The sequence below is a fragment of the Aeromonas sp. FDAARGOS 1414 genome, assembly GCF_019047065.1.
GTDB lineage: Bacteria > Pseudomonadota > Gammaproteobacteria > Enterobacterales > Aeromonadaceae > Aeromonas > Aeromonas veronii_A.
Map to the genome: position 1 here is coordinate 1,952,299 of NZ_CP077210.1, position 18,072 is coordinate 1,970,370.

General features: G+C 59.4%; 16 protein-coding genes and 1 tRNA gene. 10 read left to right on the forward strand and 7 right to left on the reverse strand.

Going from position 1 to position 18,072, the window contains the following annotated elements:
* Positions 1–13 precede the first annotated feature (13 nt).
* From I6L44_RS08565 to I6L44_RS08590, 6 genes are all read right to left on the reverse strand, one after another.
* Positions 14–1,633, reverse strand: coding sequence for a methyl-accepting chemotaxis protein (locus I6L44_RS08565; RefSeq protein WP_216954035.1), 1,620 nt, complete (start codon positions 1,631–1,633; stop codon positions 14–16).
* A gap of 104 nt (positions 1,634–1,737) precedes the next feature.
* Positions 1,738–2,997: a dicarboxylate/amino acid:cation symporter gene (locus I6L44_RS08570; protein ID WP_005334018.1), complete on the reverse strand. Its 1,260-nt coding sequence runs from the start codon at positions 2,995–2,997 to the stop codon at positions 1,738–1,740.
* Positions 2,998–3,201: 204 nt separating this feature from the next.
* The gene (locus tag I6L44_RS08575) at positions 3,202–3,633 is read right to left on the reverse strand and encodes a hypothetical protein (RefSeq protein WP_216954397.1); all 432 of its coding nucleotides are present in this window, start codon (positions 3,631–3,633) and stop codon (positions 3,202–3,204) included.
* A gap of 182 nt (positions 3,634–3,815) precedes the next feature.
* On the reverse strand, positions 3,816–4,778 hold the full coding sequence (locus tag I6L44_RS08580; protein WP_216951944.1) for an IS1595 family transposase: 963 nt from the start codon (positions 4,776–4,778) through the stop codon (positions 3,816–3,818).
* Between the two features lie 100 nt (positions 4,779–4,878).
* Positions 4,879–4,955: transfer RNA gene (locus I6L44_RS08585), tRNA-Pro, on the reverse strand.
* A 112-nt stretch (positions 4,956–5,067) separates the two neighbouring features.
* Entirely contained in the window at positions 5,068–6,411 is a 1,344-nt protein-coding gene (locus I6L44_RS08590; protein ID WP_129503690.1) for a dihydroorotase, read from the reverse strand.
* Positions 6,412–6,492: 81 nt separating this feature from the next.
* On the opposite strand from I6L44_RS08590, the gene I6L44_RS08595 reads away from it, so the two are divergent.
* Positions 6,493–7,368, forward strand: a complete 876-nt coding sequence (locus I6L44_RS08595) for a 6-carboxytetrahydropterin synthase (RefSeq protein WP_167558073.1) — start codon at positions 6,493–6,495, stop codon at positions 7,366–7,368.
* A gap of 69 nt (positions 7,369–7,437) precedes the next feature.
* Here the strand turns inward: I6L44_RS08595 and I6L44_RS08600 are convergent, their stop codons facing one another.
* A complete protein-coding gene (locus tag I6L44_RS08600) occupies positions 7,438–9,450 on the reverse strand; it encodes a methyl-accepting chemotaxis protein (RefSeq protein ID WP_167558072.1) in 2,013 nt (670 codons plus the stop codon).
* A gap of 249 nt (positions 9,451–9,699) precedes the next feature.
* On the opposite strand from I6L44_RS08600, the gene hinT reads away from it, so the two are divergent.
* From hinT to secF, 9 genes are all read left to right on the forward strand, one after another.
* Entirely contained in the window at positions 9,700–10,050 is a 351-nt protein-coding gene (gene hinT / locus I6L44_RS08605; protein WP_167558071.1) for a purine nucleoside phosphoramidase, read from the forward strand.
* Positions 10,050–11,486 carry a COG3014 family protein gene (locus I6L44_RS08610; RefSeq protein WP_216954036.1) on the forward strand — a complete coding sequence of 479 codons (1,437 nt, stop codon included), beginning with the start codon at positions 10,050–10,052 and terminating at the stop codon, positions 11,484–11,486. The genes hinT and I6L44_RS08610 overlap by 1 nt, the downstream gene beginning before the upstream one ends.
* An 82-nt stretch (positions 11,487–11,568) precedes the next feature.
* Positions 11,569–11,967: a YcfL family protein gene (locus I6L44_RS08615; RefSeq protein ID WP_005334038.1), complete on the forward strand. Its 399-nt coding sequence runs from the start codon at positions 11,569–11,571 to the stop codon at positions 11,965–11,967.
* On the forward strand, positions 11,967–12,563 hold the full coding sequence (gene lpoB / locus I6L44_RS08620) for a penicillin-binding protein activator LpoB (protein WP_005334041.1): 597 nt from the start codon (positions 11,967–11,969) through the stop codon (positions 12,561–12,563). Before I6L44_RS08615 ends, lpoB begins: the two co-directional genes overlap by 1 nt.
* Positions 12,564–12,573: 10 nt before the next feature.
* Complete coding sequence (locus I6L44_RS08625; protein ID WP_254204278.1) at positions 12,574–13,398, forward strand: phosphotransferase; 825 nt, start codon at positions 12,574–12,576, stop codon at positions 13,396–13,398.
* A 3-nt stretch (positions 13,399–13,401) separates the two neighbouring features.
* A complete protein-coding gene (locus tag I6L44_RS08630; RefSeq protein WP_005361577.1) occupies positions 13,402–14,259 on the forward strand; it encodes a DUF6279 family lipoprotein in 858 nt (285 codons plus the stop codon).
* 95 nt (positions 14,260–14,354) lie between these two features.
* Entirely contained in the window at positions 14,355–14,789 is a 435-nt protein-coding gene (locus I6L44_RS08635) for a hypothetical protein (protein ID WP_216954042.1), read from the forward strand.
* Positions 14,790–14,947: 158 nt separating this feature from the next.
* Positions 14,948–16,750 (forward strand): protein translocase subunit SecD, encoded by a 1,803-nt coding sequence (secD, locus tag I6L44_RS08640; RefSeq protein ID WP_216954044.1) that lies wholly within the window; start codon positions 14,948–14,950, stop codon positions 16,748–16,750.
* A gap of 150 nt (positions 16,751–16,900) precedes the next feature.
* Positions 16,901–17,818 (forward strand): protein translocase subunit SecF, encoded by a 918-nt coding sequence (gene secF, locus I6L44_RS08645; RefSeq protein WP_216954046.1) that lies wholly within the window; start codon positions 16,901–16,903, stop codon positions 17,816–17,818.
* Positions 17,819–18,072: the final 254 nt, after the last annotated feature.

Sequence of the window (18,072 nt, forward strand, 5' to 3'; positions counted from 1 at the left end):
ACAACCGTCGGCATTACTGAATGCGATAGCGGGATATCTGCTGGTGGATGCTCTCGGTGGTGACATTGAGCTCCTCGGCGGCGGCTGAGGTCTCTTCCGCTGTGCTGCTGGTCTGCTGCACGACCTGAGCAATCTGCTCCACCTGATGAGCGATCGACTCGGCGGCAGAGCTCTGCTCGCGGATGGCATTGGTGATCTCGCCCACCTGCTCCATCACCCGGTGCGACGCACTGCGGATCTCGGCAATAATGGCGCCACTTTCTGTCGCCATGGTGACCCCCTGACTCACCTTCTCCTCCACCAGATGCATGCGGGAGACCGTATTGTTCGACTCCTGCTGAATCGCCTCTACGGTGGCGGAGATCTCCTGGGTGGATTGGGCTGTGCGCTCAGCCAGTTTGCGCACCTCATCCGCCACCACCGCAAAGCCACGGCCGGACTCCCCGGCCCTCGCCGCTTCAATGGCCGCGTTCAAGGCCAGCAAGTTGGTCTGCCCCGCCACATCACGGATAACGTTGACCACACCGCCAATGCGCGAAATGCCCTCACCCAGCGCAATGACCTCGGCCGAGGCCTGCCGAATGGAGTCGGCGATCTCGTTGATGGCATGAACGGTGCGCTCGATGGTCCGGCCTCCCTCGGTCGCAAGTTGCCCCGACTCATTGGTGATACGGCTCGTCTCCTGAGTACGCTGGGAGATATCTGTGATGCTGACCGTCATCTCTTCCACACCAGCGGCGATCAGACTGGTGGCATCATTGGCCTGATTAGCCGAGCTGGCCAGGTGCTGCGCTGCCTGAGAGAGGGATTCGGCAGTGCTCTTGATCTGCAAGCTGCCAACGGAAAATTCGGTAAATGTCTGTTGCAGCGTATCGAGCAGCCGGTTGACCGCATTGAGGGTCAGGCCAATCTCATCCTGCTGTTTCACGTCTGCTCTCAGGGTAAAGTTGAGGTCACGCTGGATCCGGGTCAGGGTATTCATGGCGGTGCGAAGGGGATTGGCCACCTGATTGAACAACCAGACAAACAGCCCCATCGTCAGCACAATGGTGCCACCGGCGATAAACAGCAGGGTTTGCAGGCTGTTGTCGTAGTTCTCCTGGCCCTGCTTCTTGAGCGCCAGTCCCAAATCCATATTGAAGTTGACGTGAAGCTCGATTGCCTTGGCAAACTGCTGGAACACTCTGGTGGCTTCTCCCGCCAGCATGTCTCGCGCTTCATCGTTCTTGTTTTGTCTGGAGAGCTGCAGAACCTTGTCTATCTCCTGATAATATTGCGCGACAATACGTTGATCATCGTCGGTCAGGCGCCGATCTTCATCATTGGAGAGCATCTCAGCTTTGTATTTGTCGAGCAGTGAAGTGATCTGTCCCTGTATCTCGGTGATACCCGTTTCGATCTGCTGCATCTTGCCGGTGTCGGTATTGAGCACATGTGTCTGCACCAGCGAGTGCAATTCATAGAAATCGGCCTGCACTTGCTTAATCAGCGAAATACTGGGCACCGTATTGTCCGTCACATAGCCTAAATCCCGGTTGGCCGAATCGAGGCGGTTGATACTGAACCAACTGAGAAAAATGAGCGTCAGCATCACCAGCAGCGCGATCAGTTGCAGTCGACGAGCAATATTCATAACCGTACACTCCAGATGAAAACTATCTAGCAGTGTAGACGAGCCATAAACAACAACGGCCCGCATTGGCGGGCCGTTGTTGTTTATTTTTCATGGCGTTGTGGTCAGGCTTTGGCTGGCTCACTCTCGCCCAGCGCGACGGTTTCACCCAGACTGTCTTCGGTCTTGGCAACCACACTGGCGGCGATGGCATTGCCCAGCACGTTGGTGGCAGAGCGGCCCATGTCGAGGAAGTGGTCGATCCCCAACAGCAGCAGGATACCGGCTTCCGGAATATGGAACTGATTCAGGGTGGCGGCAATCACCACCAGAGAGGCGCGCGGTACCCCGGCCATCCCCTTGGAGGTGACCATCAGCAGCAGCAGCATGGTGATCTGCTGGGCCATGGAGAGCTCGATGCCATACGCCTGGGCAATGAACATCACCGCGAAGGTGCAGTACATCATGGAGCCGTCGAGGTTGAAGGAGTAACCCATCGGCAGCACGAAGCTGGCGATGCGCTTGTCACAGCCGAACTTCTCCAGACGATCTAGGGTCTTCGGATAGGCCGCTTCGGAGCTGGCGGTCGAGAAGGCGAGCAGGATGGGTTCGCGGATCATCGCCAGCAGTTTGATGACGCGACCACGCAGGAAGACGCTGCCCATGGCGATCAGCAGCAGCCAGAGGCAGGCCAGCGCGATATAGAACTGGGCCATAAAGCTGCCGTAGGTAACCAGAATACCCAGCCCCTCTTTGGCTACCATGGCGGCGATGGCACCAAACACCGCGAATGGCGCAAAGTTCATCACGTAGCCGGTCACTTTCAGCATGATCTCGGCAGCGCTGGCCATCAGCACCACTACCGGCTTGGCCAGATCGCCGAGCGCAGCGGCGGCCAGACCGAAGAAGAGGGAGAAGACCACGATCTGCAGGATCTCGTTGGTGGCCATTGCCTCTACCACGCTTTTGGGGATGGCGTGGGTCACGAAATCTTTCAGGGTAATGGCACCGGCAGCAATGCCCGAGCTGGCGGTGTCATTGGGCAGGGAGAGCGAAAGCCCCACACCCGGCTGCATCAGGGTAACCATCACCAGACCCAGGCTCAGGGACATCAGAGAAGCCAGCATAAACCAGCCGAGGGTCTTGGCACCGATACGCCCCACGGTGCGGGTGTCGCCCATCTTGGCGATACCGACCACCAGGGTGGTGAAGACCAGGGGAGCGATGATCATCTTGATCAGTCGCAGGAAGATATCGGTCAGGATCGTGATGTTATTGGCAAAATCCGCAGCCTGATCTGCGGCAAACATGCGATAGCCCTGGCCGGTGAGGATGCCAAACATCATGGAGATGAGGATGGCGACCGTCAGTTTATTCATTTTCATGGGGGAGTCCCGGTTTTGATTGGTGCAAGCCGTAAACGGTGGCATGGGAGCCACAACAGTCCGTTTTTGTGATCCGAGCCGTTGATTCCTGGCGGCTGGTATGCTGGGAGAATGCCTAAAAGCAGGGGGTAAATCTAGAGGGTTTATCCAGAATTTTATGCTGCTATTAGGTGTATGTGATATAGATCTTGCAAAAAGCCAATATTAATCGCTGTTTATTTTTATTTCAGCGAGATATTTCGCGGAAAGACTTCGCTCATCAACCGCTTGTTGCAACAGCGTAAACGTGAGTAGCGCCGAGATGGTGTGCTGCACCTGCATCTGGGACATAAAGAGATCCGGTTCATCCTCGTCAAAGCCGAAGATCGGCCGTGATGGGGTCACCCTGACGGCATCGCGGTTAATGGTCAGCTCATCGACTTTGAGCCAGGAGTACCCCTCTGCCAGTGCCAGCTCCCCTGCCCGCTTGAGCACATATTTGCGGGCGGTCTCCCTGTCCACCAGATCGTTGCCGACAAACTCCAGCTGCCACTTGTCCGGGCCAAGCCGGGTCTGGGAAAAACCGGTCTGGCCGTTCCAGAATGACTTTTCACTCTCGTAAGGGGTGGCGCAGCCCACCAGCAGCAGGGTGAGCATCAGCAGACAACAGGGTTTAGATAGGGATGCAGACACGAGAGGCCTCGACAGGCAAATGAGCAACAGAGTTGTTACTACAACATAAAGCGCGGTGGCTGCACAATCTGCTCACGCCAACAGCGACCAGCGTGCACCACCACTGACTTCACGCCTCTAGGGCAAATAGCAGGCAAAAGAAAAGGCTATGTCCCAATTACGTGTTGCATGGGGCGCCCCAGGGCCTCATACAAACACACTTTGATATTTACGCCTTTTCCGTAACGCTCCAACATCCTGCGCCAACCCAGGTAGTTCTTCAGGTAGTGCGTCGCCACTCCATTAAATCGCTCCATCCACTCTTTCAACCGATGGTGATATCCGTTCACATGCTGGATGTGATACGCACCGACTACCCGTTCGCCTTGACGATTGCGCACCACCTGATGGGTTATACCCTGTTCCTTGCTGAAACAGGCATACACACCCGCCCCATCGCTACACAGCACCGCATCCGGTGACACCAACGGCTTCAACACCGCGATGACCGTCTCGGCATCTATTTTCTCCAACTGGAAATCCGCATGGTGGCCTGCACGCTCTTGTACCACCATCACCGGGATGTAATCTGGCCCGGTTCCACGAGTTCGACCTTTACCACCGCGATGACGTGGTGGACGCGGCAGTCCCCGCTGCCCCTTGAACGATTCAAGGAAGAAGGTCTCATCAACCTCAACGATGCCCTCTTCCCGGGTGGCCTGATGGGTTGCCATCGCGCGCAAGAAGCGGTGACGCCAGAGGAACGCGGTGTTCTTGCTGACCCCACAGCGCCGCGCAGCCTGGCGGACAGTCAGTCCTTCGATGAGGGCTTGCGCGTAGTCTTCCCAGCACTGTGCTTTACGCAATCTGGCCAAGGGCGTCTTGGTCAGAACGGTGCTGGTGCGCAGACACAGTTTGCAACGGTAGCGGCGCAGTCCCCGACTCCATCCCCAAGGCGCCAGCTGGGTAACATCGGCCTGACAATGGGGGCAGCCACTGCATGCCGGTAACTGAGTATTGAGCGAGGTAATGGTGTGGGGTGCAGTGAGCTCCTGCTGAGCAACACGGCGCTGGCGCAGGGTTAACTGGGGAAAAAGGGACAACAGGTGTTGAAAGGCTGGGGTATCCATGATGGTAGACCTCAAGGTGATGGCCTACTTCAAGATTAGCCTTTCAACACGTAGCCAAAGAAAAGGCCTTGTCGTTTGACAAGGCCTTTACCGGGGAATTTGGTCGGTGTGAGAGGATTCGAACCTCCGACCCTCTACACCCCATGCAGATGCGCTACCTGGCTGCGCTACACACCGACGGAGTCAGCTCGGCTGACGGGGGCAGAGTTTATGGAGATGACCCTGCCCTGTCAACAGGGAAACGCCGCCAATTCCTCGGCCACGGTGCGTTCGCCTGCTTTGCGAACAATCAGCGGTTAAAGGTCAGCCGCTTGCCCAGGATCTGGTCAGTCACCTGCCCGTTTTGCCAGGCGATCTGGCCGTTCACCAGCGTCATCTCCACCGTGCTGTGGAAGCGGTAGCCGTTGAAGGGCGACCAGCCACAGTGGTAGAGGATGTTGTCATCGTTGACCACATAGGGCTTGCCCAGATCCAGCAGCACCAGATCGGCGAAATACCCCTCGCGGATATAACCGCGATCCTGCACCTGGAAGCGCTCGGCTACCGCGTGGGAGGTCTTCTTGACGATAGTCTCCAGGGTAAACACGCCGTTGTGGTAGAGCTCCAGCAGCGCCTGCAAAGAGTGCTGCACCAGCGGCACACCGGACGGCGCCTTGAAGTAGCTGTTCTGCTTCTCTTCCCAGGTGTGGGGAGCGTGGTCGGTGGCGATGATATCAAGCACGTCGTTACGTACCGCATCCAGCAGCGCCTGCTGGTCGGCGGCACTCTTCACCGCAGGGTTGCACTTGATCAGGCTGCCCTGGGTCTCGTAATCGGCTTCATTGAAGAAGAGGTGGTGAACGCACACCTCGGCGGTGATGTTCTTGTCCTTCAGCTCGCTCAGGTCGTGGCTGGCGGTAAACAGCGACAGCTCCTTGGCCGAGGTCAGATGCAGCACGTGCAGCTTGGCACCGTACTGCTTGGCCAACGCCACCGCCATGCTGGAGGATTTGTAGCACGCTTCGTCGCTGCGAATGCGGCCGTGCTCGCCCATCGGCACATTCTCGCCCCACTTGGCCCGTGCCGCCTCTTCCGCCTTGGCGATGGTCGGGGTGTCTTCGCAGTGGGTCACGATCATCACCGGGCTCTCGCGGAAGATGGCCGCCAGGGTCTCCTGATTGTCCACCAGCATGTTGCCGGTCGAGGAGCCCATAAACACCTTGACCCCGCAGGACTGCTTGGGGTCGAGACGCTTGATCTCTGCAAGGTTGTCGTTGGTGGCGCCGAGATAGAAGCTGTAGTTGGCGACGGAGGAGTTGGCGGCGATCTGGTATTTGGCTTCGAGGGCGTCGAGGGTGGTGGTCTGGGGATTGACGTTGGGCATTTCCATGAAACTGGTGGTGCCACCGGCGACGGCGGCACGGGATTCGCTGGCAATAGTCCCCTTGTGGGTCAATCCCGGCTCCCGGAAGTGGACCTGATCATCGATCATTCCGGGGATGAGATGACGACCTGCGGCATCGATAACCAGCGCATCGGGCGCCTCGATATCCGGGGCAATGCGGGCAATCCGTTCCCCCTCGATCAACACATCGGAGGCATAGATGCGGCCTTCGTTGACCAGGGTGGCATTTTTGATAAGCAGTTTGTTCATGGGGGGGTTCCAGTTCCTTTGCCGATAATCGCGGGTCATAATAGCGCAAAACTGCCCTTTCTCTGTAGCAAGGCCTGACTGATGAAGTTATTTGTAAGAGATTTGACCGTGATCGACTCCAGCTACCTGTGCGAACGCCGCGGCATGGTGGGCGAGAGCTGGCTGGTAGATATCGAAATGAGCGGTGAGCTGAACGAAATGAGCATGCTGCTGGACTTTGGCCGGGTAAAGAAGCTGATCAAGTCGATCATCGATGAAGAGGTGGACCACAAGCTGCTGGTACCGACAGAGTGCCCGCTGATCCACGTCGAGACACTGGATGGCGACGAAAGCACAGTGGATCTGCTGCGCCAGGGGCGCTCCATCCATCTGCGCTGCCCATCCCAGGGCTTCGCCTTTATCCCGGCACCGCAAGTTGATAAAGAGTCGGTGACCCGCTACCTGCTGGCGGTACTGGCCAAACGGCTACCGGGCAATATCAAGGATCTCTCCCTGACCCTGCGTCAGGAGGCGATCACCGGTGCCTTCTACCACTACAGCCACGGCCTGAAAAAGCACGATGGCAACTGCCAGCGCATCGCCCACGGCCACCGCTCCCCCATCGAGATCCACGTCGATGGTGAGCGCGACCAGGAGCTTGAGTTCAACTGGGCCGAACGCTGGGGCGATATCTACCTCGGCACCGAAGAGGACAAGGTGGCACTGACCGAGCTCACCTTGAGCCCCCGCGCCAATGCCCAGCTTGGCGAGCATCACACCGGCTTCAAATATATGGCGCCCCAGGGGCTGTTCCAGCTGGCCATCCCCACCGCCGAGGTAGAGATGATCGACACCGACACCACGGTCGAGCTGCTGGCCTGCTACATCGCCCGCGAAGTGAAGAAGATGGTGGGCGACAAGTTCGTCAAGATTGTCGCTTATGAAGGGGTCGGCAAGGGCGCCATCGCCTACGCGTAATTCCTGCGTTGACTACCGCAATAACAAGGCCCCGCATCTGCGGGGCCTTGTTATTTCAACTCTCGACCATCAGGCGCTGAGGCGGAAGCGCTTGACCAGGCTCTCCTGCTGCTCGGCAAGGGAGTCCAGCTGCTGGCTGGTCTCGGCTACCCGCTCAATCCCCTGATAGTTGAGATCCGAGATATCGGAGATGCGGTTGAGGTTGGTGGCAATGTCGGCGCTGGTGGCCTGCTGCTGCTCAGCGGCAGAGGCGATCTGGCTCGACATGTCGCTGATCAGCACCACAATCCCCTGCACCTCCTCCATGGCGTTGTTGGCGTGGGAGCTCTGTTCGACGCAACTGTCCATCTCGCGGGAGCACTCCTGCATCACGGTTACCGCCTTGGCGACCCCCTGCTGCAGGTTCTCGATCATGGTCTGGATCTCGCTTGTGGACTGGGCGGTGCGGCCCGCCAGACTGCGCACCTCATCCGCCACCACCGCAAATCCGCGCCCCTGATCGCCGGCCCGCGCCGCCTCAATGGCCGCGTTGAGAGCCAACAGGTTGGTCTGCTCGGCAATGCCGCGAATGACATCGAGGATGTTGCCTATCTGGCTGCTCATGGCGCTCACATCACCAATCACCTTGCCGGTCTGTTGCAGCTTGCCCGCCAGCTGATGGGTGGTGGTGATATTGCCCGCCATCACCTTGCGTCCCATCTCGGAGGCCTTCTCCACATCCATCACTCGCTCCAGAGTCTGGTTGGCGGCCTGCGCCACTTCCCGCACCGATGCCTCCATCTGGGTCATGGCGGCGGCGACCGAGGCGGTCTCCTGCCGCTGTTTCTCCAGATCCGCCCGCACCGATTCGGTGGTGCGACGGTTGCCGTGGGCGGCATCGTTAAGCTGGGCCGATGCTTGTGAAAGCTGCGCCAGTACCTCCCCCATCTGGGCGATCAGCAGGTTGATCTGGCTGCCCAGCTGACCAAATTCATTCTTGCTCTGAAAACCGATGCGCTGAGTCATGTCACCCTGGGTTACTTCGGTCAGCACCAGCAGCAACTCCCTGAGCGGACGGCGAATGGCCTTGCCCAGGGTATAAGCCACCAGCATGGCAATCAGGATGGCGACTACGATGCTGGCTCCCTGAGTCAGGGTGCTCTGGCTCTGTGCGGCTTTGGCATGCTGAATGCTCTGGTTCATCAGTTGCTGGCTCTGAGAGGTGACCCGCTCAAGCCGATCCTGAATTGCCACGATGAGCGCACTCGCCTGCTTGCTCTTCTCCCGCATCTGCTCCTGCTGTTGCATCAGCGTCAGATACTGGGCGAGTACACCTTCATTACCGGTCGTATCGCGCACGAAACCGTGGACGTAGTGACCCATGTTGTTGTCGAAATCCTTGAGCTCACCCTGCAGATCCTTGATGGTGCTGTTGAACCCCTCCATCTGCATCCTGTTGCGCTTGAGCGCGGCTTCAATGGGGGCCGGAATGCTCTGATTGAGGGCATCCATGGTGGAGAGTTCGATAGCGGAGAGCTTGGTGGTCAGGGTCTCGGAGAGCATCTTGATGAAGCTGTCGTCGATGGTGATCATCATGTCCCCCAGACTCTTCTTGAACTGGGGCAAGCTGACCTGAAACTGCCCCTTGGCCAGATTGACCTTGTGCAATCGGGTGAGCAGCGCCTCGTGTTCGCCCGGCAGGGTATCGGTCAGTTGCAGGTAGCTGTCGACCTGCTGGCTCAGAGTGCCCATCTCCCCTTGCAGTTCGGGGTGGTGGGCGACCTGCTGGCGCAAGGCATCGAGGCTCTTGCCCACCGCGGCCTTGGCCTGTTTCAGTTCGGCCACTTCGGCAGGCAGCTGTTTGGGGTCCTGCTCGGTGAGCACATCCCCCAGCCACTTGTTGGCACTGAGCAGGGTGATCTGGGTCTGGCTGCTGGCAATCACCAGCGGCATAGACTGCCGGGTCACCTGTTCCAGCGCTCCCCCAAGAGTATTCTGACTACGAAATGTGAGTAGTGAACTGGCCACCATCACGGCCACCAGGATCGCGAAGCCAAGGTAGACTCGCTGCAAGATGGAGAGATCCGACATTGTTTGTTTCATTATTGTCCCGCTGTATATGCAAAAGTCCCTTGCCTGAGTACCCCGTCCTTTTGATACCCTGCAGACCCCTGAACAGGCGCTGCAGATGACGTCCCTCTGGCTATCGGTATTCTTAACAATAACTGAAGGGAATGGGACATCAGCTGTGTCAAATCTCGGCTTGTGTCACACTTGACGCGCTGCTCGCCTTCTTTCGGGAGCCGCTTGGGATGCAAGTTCAATTTTCTTTTTCATATAAGGGAGTTAGCCATGGCGCAAGAAACCATTTTCAGCAAAATCATCCGTAAAGAGATCCCTGCCGACATCCTTTATCAAGACGATCTGGTCACCGCATTCCGGGATATCCAGCCCAAGGCCAAGACCCATATCCTGATCATCCCGAATGTGCTGATCCCCACCGTCAATGACGTGGAAGCCGAACATGAACTGGCCCTTGGCCGGATGTTCACCGTGGCCCGCAAGCTGGCAAGCGATGCGGGCATCGCCGAAGATGGCTACCGCCTCATCATGAACTGCAACCGCCACGGCGGGCAGGAGGTCTACCACATCCACATGCATCTGGTCGGCGGCGAGCCGTTGGGACCGCTGCTCAGCCTGTAATGAATCGCAACGCATCAACCTGCCGCAGCGCCCTGTTGCTCTGCGGCGCCCTGCTGTTGCTGGGGGGCTGCGCCTCCCGCTGGCAAGACATGTTCGTCTCCTACTCCGATCAGATGGTGCCGCTGCGCAACCAGCTGCTGCTGGGCCATGCCGCCGAAGCGCTGCCCGAGGTGCGCGACTCCACCCTCGGCGATGACACCTTTATCCTCGATCGCCTTGAACAGGGGCGTATCGCCTGGCTGGCGGGTCAGGATGCGGGCAGCAAGCAGGCGTTCACCGCCGCCGACAGCCGCCTTCAGTGGGAAGACAATCAGGCCGAATACCGGCTGAGCCACGGTCTGGATCAGGTGGGCAGTCTGCTCACTAACGATCAGTCGATGGCCTATCGTACTCCCGATTACGAACGCACCATGCTGCATCACTATCTGGCACTCAACTATCTGCAACGGGGTGATGCCAATGGCGCCCTGGTGGAGGTGCGTCGGGCCAATCAGGTGCAGGAACAGGCCCTGAAACGGCGAGCCGATGAGGTGCGCAAAGCGAAGGATGAGAGCGAAGAGGCCGAAGCAGAAGGCGAGATGCGCCAGCTGATGTCGCGCGGCGCACCGGATCTCGACCGGTTGATCGGCAAGGTCAAGAACGGTTTTCAGAACGCCTACACCTTCTACTTTTCTGCCGTGCTTTATGAGGCGGCCGGGGATCTCAACGATGCCTGGGTCGACTATCAGCGCGGCTACCAGATAGCGCCGGACAACCGCAGCCTGCAAGATGCCTTGTTGCGTCTGGCGCGGCTGCGTGGCTCACCGGACGAGATCCGCGAGACCGAGAAAAAGATAGGCCGCAAAGCGCCGCCGCTTGCAAAAGATCAAGGCCAACTGGTGGTGCTGTTTGAAGATGGTTTGATCCCGGCACGGCGAGAACTGTTCCTGCCGCTCCCCATTTCCACCTCCCGCGGCGATTTTCGCACCTTTACCGTCGCCATCCCCTATTACGATAATCGGGCCAGCGACACCGGCCCGCTGACGGTGGAAGTCGGCAAGCGGGTCGAGCAGACCAGCGAGCTGGTCAGGCTGGAAGCGCTGGCCGCCAAAGATCTGCAAGAGCGGCTGCCCGGCATGCTGACCCGCCAGGCGCTGCGACTGGTGGCCAAGGAGCAGATGCGCCGCACCGCCGCCAAAGAGGGAGGGGATGTGGGCAATATTCTGGTGGGGATCTTCAACACCCTCTCCGAGCGGGCCGATACCCGCAGCTGGCTGACGCTGCCAGCTCAGGCATCGAGCTGGCAGGGAATGGTGCCGGCCGGTGACATCAATCTCACCCTGGGCGCGGGGGCGGCGCAGCGGCAATTGCCGCTCACCATCCACAAGGGACGCACCACCCTGGTCTGGGTACAGCGCCTCGGCGCCGGTCTGACCACCCGGGTGATGCCGCTCTGAGCAGATGGCGAAGATAGATGAGCAAGACAATTAACCGGGCAGGCTCACACGCGGCCCCACTCACCCGATTAAGGAGAGCAAGATGAAAGCATACGGGTTGGCCCTCGGGCTCGCGCTGCTGCTGACCGGCTGCGCCACCAACACCTCCGGCGTGGCGCTCTATGGCCCGGCGGGCGGTGCACCCACGCTGGAGCAGCATCAAAACGTCAACGTCACCCTGACCGAGCTGAGCCGCCGCCAGCAAAATGGCCTGCTGCAGGTCAATGTGGCCGCCGCCAGCACCCAGCGCGGCGATAACAAGCTGCAATATATCTTCTATTGGTATGATGAGGCCGGTCAGGAGGTCGCCAGCGATGGCCGCGGCTGGACCCCCATCAAGCTGCATGGCTATCAGACCCGCACCCTCTCGGCCCTGGCGCCCAGCCCGGCGGCGCAGGGTTACCGGATTTACGTACGCGAAGTGATTGAGGAATCCTACTGATGAAAATGAATCATGCCCTGCTGATATTGACCTCTGCATTGCTCTTGGGCGGCTGCTCCAGCACCACGGTCAGCTATGGCGATCCCACTGAAACCGAAACCGTCACCGTCGATTACGGCTCAAGCGATCTGCAAGCCATCGCCGACAAGATGGCGGACTCCATGCTGGCGTCGCCAGCCACCAGCGAGATCACCGCTGGCGGTCGTCCGGTGATGTTTATGGACTCTATCCGCAACAAGACCTCCGAGCACATCGATACCGAAGCGATCACCGATACCATCCGCACCAAGCTGCTGCGGGCCGGCAAATTCCGCTTCGTCGACATGAGCAAGGTGGCCGCCGTCAAGCAGCAGCTCGAATACCAGCAGAGCAGCGGCATGGTGGATCCTGCCTCCATGGTGCGGCTTGGCAAACAGACCGGTGCCCGCTACATGGTCTATGGCAACCTCGCCAGCATCGTCAAGGACAATGGCAAGGTGAAGGATGTCTACTACCAGATGACCATGAACCTGATGGATCTGCAAAACGGCGAACTGCTGTGGGCCGATCAGAAAGAGATCCGCAAACAGGCGAAGAAATCCACCTTTGGCTGGTAACAGGCTCCCGGTGACAGGCAACTGTGATCCGCTACTGGCCAGCCTGCCCGCCCCCTGGCGGGAGGGGCAGCTGGAACCACTCGGGTTAGGCCTGACCAACTGCAACTATCGACTGCGCCTCCCCTCGGGGCGCAGTTACTTTTTGCGTCAGGGCCACTCCGACCCGGTGCGCCTTGGTATCGACCGTCCCACCGAGTGGCAGCTTTATCAGGGGGCGATAGCCGAAGGACTAGCGCTGCCTTGCCACTATGGCGATCCCGCCAGCGGTCTGATGCTGCTCGAATGGTGCGATGAGCCAAACTGGGTGCACGCGGCGCCACCGGCAGTCGATCAGCCCCGTCTGCTAGCTGAGGTGCTGCGCAAGCTCCATCGCCTGCCGCTACCTGCGGTGGTGATGGCGGTGCGAGCCCACGCGGCGGGCTATCGCGCCCGACTGGCACACATCCCCTCCTGGCTGCCCGCCCTGGAGCGGAGCTTGCTCGTCAGCAGTGAGCCAAATGATTGCTGGCGCCCTTGCCACCATGATCTCAATCCGGCTAACTTGTTGGGAAGCAAACCCTGGGTCATCGACTGGGAGTATGGCGCGGCAGGTCACCCCGGCTTTGAGCTCGCCAGCATCCAGCGCACCCATGAGTGGCCCGCCGAGCGGCGCGACGAGCTGGAAGCGCACTATCTGCAGGCCGTGCCGCGCCACCAGTGGCCCGATTTTCAGAGCGAGGCATTTTTACCCTGGGTCGACTATATCGGCCTACTCTGGGCCCTGCTGATGGCAGAGCAACAGCCCTCACTCGACTATGACACCCTGATCGCCATCAACCGGCAACGACTGGAGTAACAGATGATAAACAAGGTGCGCTGGCACAAGCCGAAAACCTGGGGTCTGCTGCTGATCGGCCTGCTGCTGACCGGCTGCTCCACCCGAGTGATCTACTACTGGCTCGATACCGCCATCATCTGGCAGCTGGATGACTACTTTGCCCTCTCCTATTCGCAGAAGGATCTGCTCAGCCGCGAAGTGAAGGGGCTGATGGCCTGGCACCGCCAGCACGAGCTGCCGCGCTACGCCAGGGATCTCGATGCACTGGCCAAGGCGGTGGCCAGCCCCATGACGCCGGAGCAGATCTCGACCAACCTAGATGCGGTGCAGCAGAGTCTGACCCGCACGCTGGAAAACACTATCCCCCGCGCGGTCAGGCTGGCGCGCACCCTGACCGACGAGCAGGTGGCCCGCTTCATGACCGATCGGGTCAAGCGGCAACAGGAGCGGCAAAAGGACTTTGCCACTGAGCCCAAAGAGCAGATGCTGGCGGAGTTTCGCGACAAGATGAACAAGCGGCTCGAGTTCTGGATTGGTGAGGTGAAACCGGCACAGGCGCCACTGGTGGCCCAGTGGGCCGAATGGCAATACGAGCTGATGCCCCCCTGGCTCGAGTTTCAGGAGTCCTGGACCCAGGAGCTGGACAGGCTGATGAAGCAGCGCCAAAGTCCCGACTTTACCCGCGAGCTGACTGACCTGCTGGCCGAGGGGGATGGGCTGATGGATGGCCGCTTTACCGGCTATACCGAGCAGTCGCGCCAGCGTACCGTCAACTGGCTGAGCGCCATGAGCCAGTCGCTGGATATCTCCCAGCGGGCCCATCTCTACTCCCTGCTCAAGGGTTATGCACGCGACTTCAAGCAGATGAGCGGCAGCTGACGAGCGGCACCGAATGGTGCCATGTGCCCGGGGCAACCTTGTTCAAACCGGGCGCTTATGGTAGTTTGCCCTTCCTATTTATCGGGAATTAACTTTTGCGCCTTATCGACAAAGTAAAACTGGTGCTGGTAACTCTGGTTATCGCCCTCACCCTGCTTTGTTCCATCGCCCGAATGGAAGGCCCGCTGCTACCCGCATCTCCCCACAGTGAACAGCAGCAGACTCAGGTGTTCAATCAGCTTAGCGACAGCGATGATGGCATCATCAAGTTTGTCGGCAGCCATCAGAATCACCTGCTGCGTCTCGAACAATCCCTGCGCAGTGACAACCAGCCCAAGAGTGTGGTCTACGAGCTGATCCAGAGCTGGTCGGCCCAGGCCATCCTGCTGTTACTGCTCGGCTGGCTGATGCTGGCCCCCGAGCTCTATCACAAACAGAGTTTTCGCGATCGCTTCGGTGCGATCCATCGGCGCCATCTACATCGCCAACATCTGCAATACCGCTTCACCCAGAGCTATCTGAACGCCTAACCCCGGAGGGGCTGGCACATCCACTGTTTGCTCATCTCCTCTTCCTGACGGATCCGGCAACTGCCTGATCCGCATCTGATGCATCCCATTTTTTGCGCCTTGCCGAGCCTTGTTGCTATCGGCCCGGGCACCATTCTCCTGACAGAGGCTTGTTTGCCATGAGAAAGAGCAATCGCACCGTTCTCAACCACATGAGCAAGTGGCAGTACGCACTGCTGCTGTTGATGCTGTTGACCTTTACCTTTTACTCCCTGCCCACCTTTTTTGGTGAGCAGCCCTCCCTCGGCCTGCACGGACAGCAGCGCCTGACCCCCCAGCAACAGATGTTGCTGAGCGACAAGCACCTGACCCCGATCAAGGTCATTGAGCAACCTGAGCGGGTCGAGCTGGTCTTTGCCAGCCAGGGCGAGCAGCAGCGCGCAAAGCAGTTGCTGGAGCAGCAAGGGGTCGACAGTGCCGCCCTCACCCTGGAGTTTCACTCCAACGCGCCGACCTGGATCACCCGCCTCGGCGCCGATCCCATCAAGCTGGGACTGGACCTGCGTGGCGGCTCCCAGCTGCTTATCGGGGTGGACGTGGACTTTGTCATCGACAATCAGACCAAGAATCTGGTGGATACCCTGCGCACCCGCTTCCGTGAAGCCAACCTGCGCGGCGCCAGCGTCACGCGCAGCGCACAGGGCGCCGTAGCCGTCACCCTGCCGGAGGTGGCCGAACAGGAGAGCTGGCTCGCCATCATCAAGGAGAGTGCCGGTACCCGTCAGGATCAGTGGAAGCTGACCCGCTCCGGCAATGATCTGAAACTGGTGCTGAGCGAGGCGGAGCGTACCCTGCTGGTCAACAACGCCGTGACCCAGAACCTGTCGATCCTGAAAAAACGGATCAACGAGCTCGGCATCGTCGAGGCCTCGGTGGTGCGTCAGGGGCAGGATGGTATCCGTATCGAACTGCCCGGGGTACATAACCCCAAGCAGGCAAAAGAGGTGATCGGGGCCACCGCCTCGCTGGCCTTCTACGAGGCCAAAGCCGACAGCCACTTCTACATCGCCGATCGCAACGGTCAGGCCGTCGGCATGGCGCGCAAGCCGGTACTCACCGGCGAGCACATCGTCGATGCCCGCGCCAATATGGGCGAGATGGGCCAGCCCCAGGTCAATATCGTGCTTGACACCCTGGGTGGCAGCAAGATGAACCAGTTCAGCCGCCTGCATGTGGGCAAGCCGATGGCGACCGTCTTCACCGAGTACAAGACCAATGCCCAGGGCAAACTGCGCGCCCAGAGCGAGGTGATCAACGTCGCCACCATCCAGACCGCCCTTGGCAACCAGTTCCGCATCACCGGCATTGGCAGTCTGCCGGAAGCACAAGAGCTGGCCATGCTGCTGCGCGCCGGTGCCCTCACCGCCCCTCTCAAGATCCTGGAAGAACGCAGCATAGGCCCGACGCTGGGGATGCAGAATATCGAGGCGGGTTTCACCGCGCTGGCCTTCGGCATGGCAGGCATGATGCTGTTTATGATGGCCTGGTACCGCAAATTCGGCTGGGTTGCCATCACGGCGCTGGTCGCCAACCTGTTGATGCAGGTCGGCATGCTGGCAGTGCTGCCGGGCGCCGTGCTGACCCTGCCGGGGATCGCCGGTCTGGTGCTGACGGTGGGCATGGCGGTGGATACCCATGTGCTGATCTTCGAGCGGATCAGGGACCGTCTGCGAGAAGGGGGCTCACTGGCCAACGCCATCGACTTTGGCTATCGCTCGGCCTTCCACACCATTTTCGATGCCAACATCACCACCCTCATCTGCGCCGTGGTGCTCTACTCCATCGGCTCCGGGCCGCTGCAGGGCTTCTCCATCACCCTCATTCTGGGTCTGCTCTCCAGCATGATCACCGGGATCTGGGGAACGCGCGCCATCATCAATCCCCTGTGGGGACGCAGCAACGAGCGCACGCTGAAGGTGTAACGGGACAGCAATCCCTCTGATGAGCGGCTTTGGTTGCGCCATCGGCCATGGATATGGCCGGAGCGGCCAAAGCAGAACACTATTTCCCGGCGTGTCGCGACACGTCGTGATGGGCCAACAGCCTGATGCTGGCTGGCCAAGGAGAGAATTATGTTGAGAATGATCGTTGCCATGGGGCTGACCCGTTGGCGTTATATCGGCCTGTGGGCTTCCATCCTGCTGACCGTGGCCAGCGTCGCCATCTTGCTGGTGAACGGCCTGACACTGGGGCTCGATTTTACCGGCGGGATCCTGCTGGAGTTTCATATCCAGACCCTGAAAGAGGCCCATGAGCTCAATGCCATGCTGGTCTCCCCGCTGGCGGGAGCCGTTGAGCTGAGCTCGGCCGGTATTCCCGGCGAGTGGCTGATCAAGTTGCCTCCCCACGAACTGCCCTGGCCCGCGGCAGATCTCGCCACCATGCTGACCCAACAGCTGGGGATGCCGGTCGAGTTGCTGCGCACCACCATCGTCGGTCCTCAGGTGGGTGCCGAGCTGTTCCAGCAGGGTATGCTGGCCGTGCTGGTCGCTTCGCTGGCGATGTCGGCCTATCTGGCGTTTCGCTTCGAGTGGCGTCAGGCCATCGGCATCCTGCTCTCGGTGGTCCATGACGCTATCGTAGCGCTGGGGCTGCTGTCACTCTTTCAGATCGAATTCGATCTGAACATCATCGCCGGTCTGATGGCGGTGATCGGCTACTCCCTCAACGACAGCATCGTCATCTCGGACAGGTTGCGGGATCTGCTGAGCTCGCGTACCCAGATGGGCATCCACGAATGCTCCGATGTGGCCATCAGGGCAACCTTCAGTCGCACCATGATCACCTCGGGCACCACCCTGTTTACCGTGGGCGCGCTGCTGCTGTTTGGCGGTGACGCTCTCTACGGCTTCTCCTTCACCCTGTTTGCCGGGATCCTGGTAGGCACCGTCTCCTCTATTACCGTTGCCTCGACCGTGCAGGAGCTGCTGGGCCTCACCCCGCAGGCCTATCAGAAAAAGAGCGAGGAGCCAGTGACCAACGCAGCCTGACCCTTGCTATCCAGAGTCGGCTAATCGAGCCTCTACCAACTATGCCCTTGCCAACCATTGGCAGGGGCTTTTTCTACCCTCCCCCGCCAATCCCCGTCGCTCCTGTTACTGGCCAAGTCGCCTCAATTGACAACTGACCATATTGAAAGCAATGACGGATCAATCCGTCATTTTTAATAACAAAAAGGTCATTTTATTACGTCAAAAACCCTGAAATGTGACTGAAAGCACTTTCTTGAGGGTTCAAAGGAGGC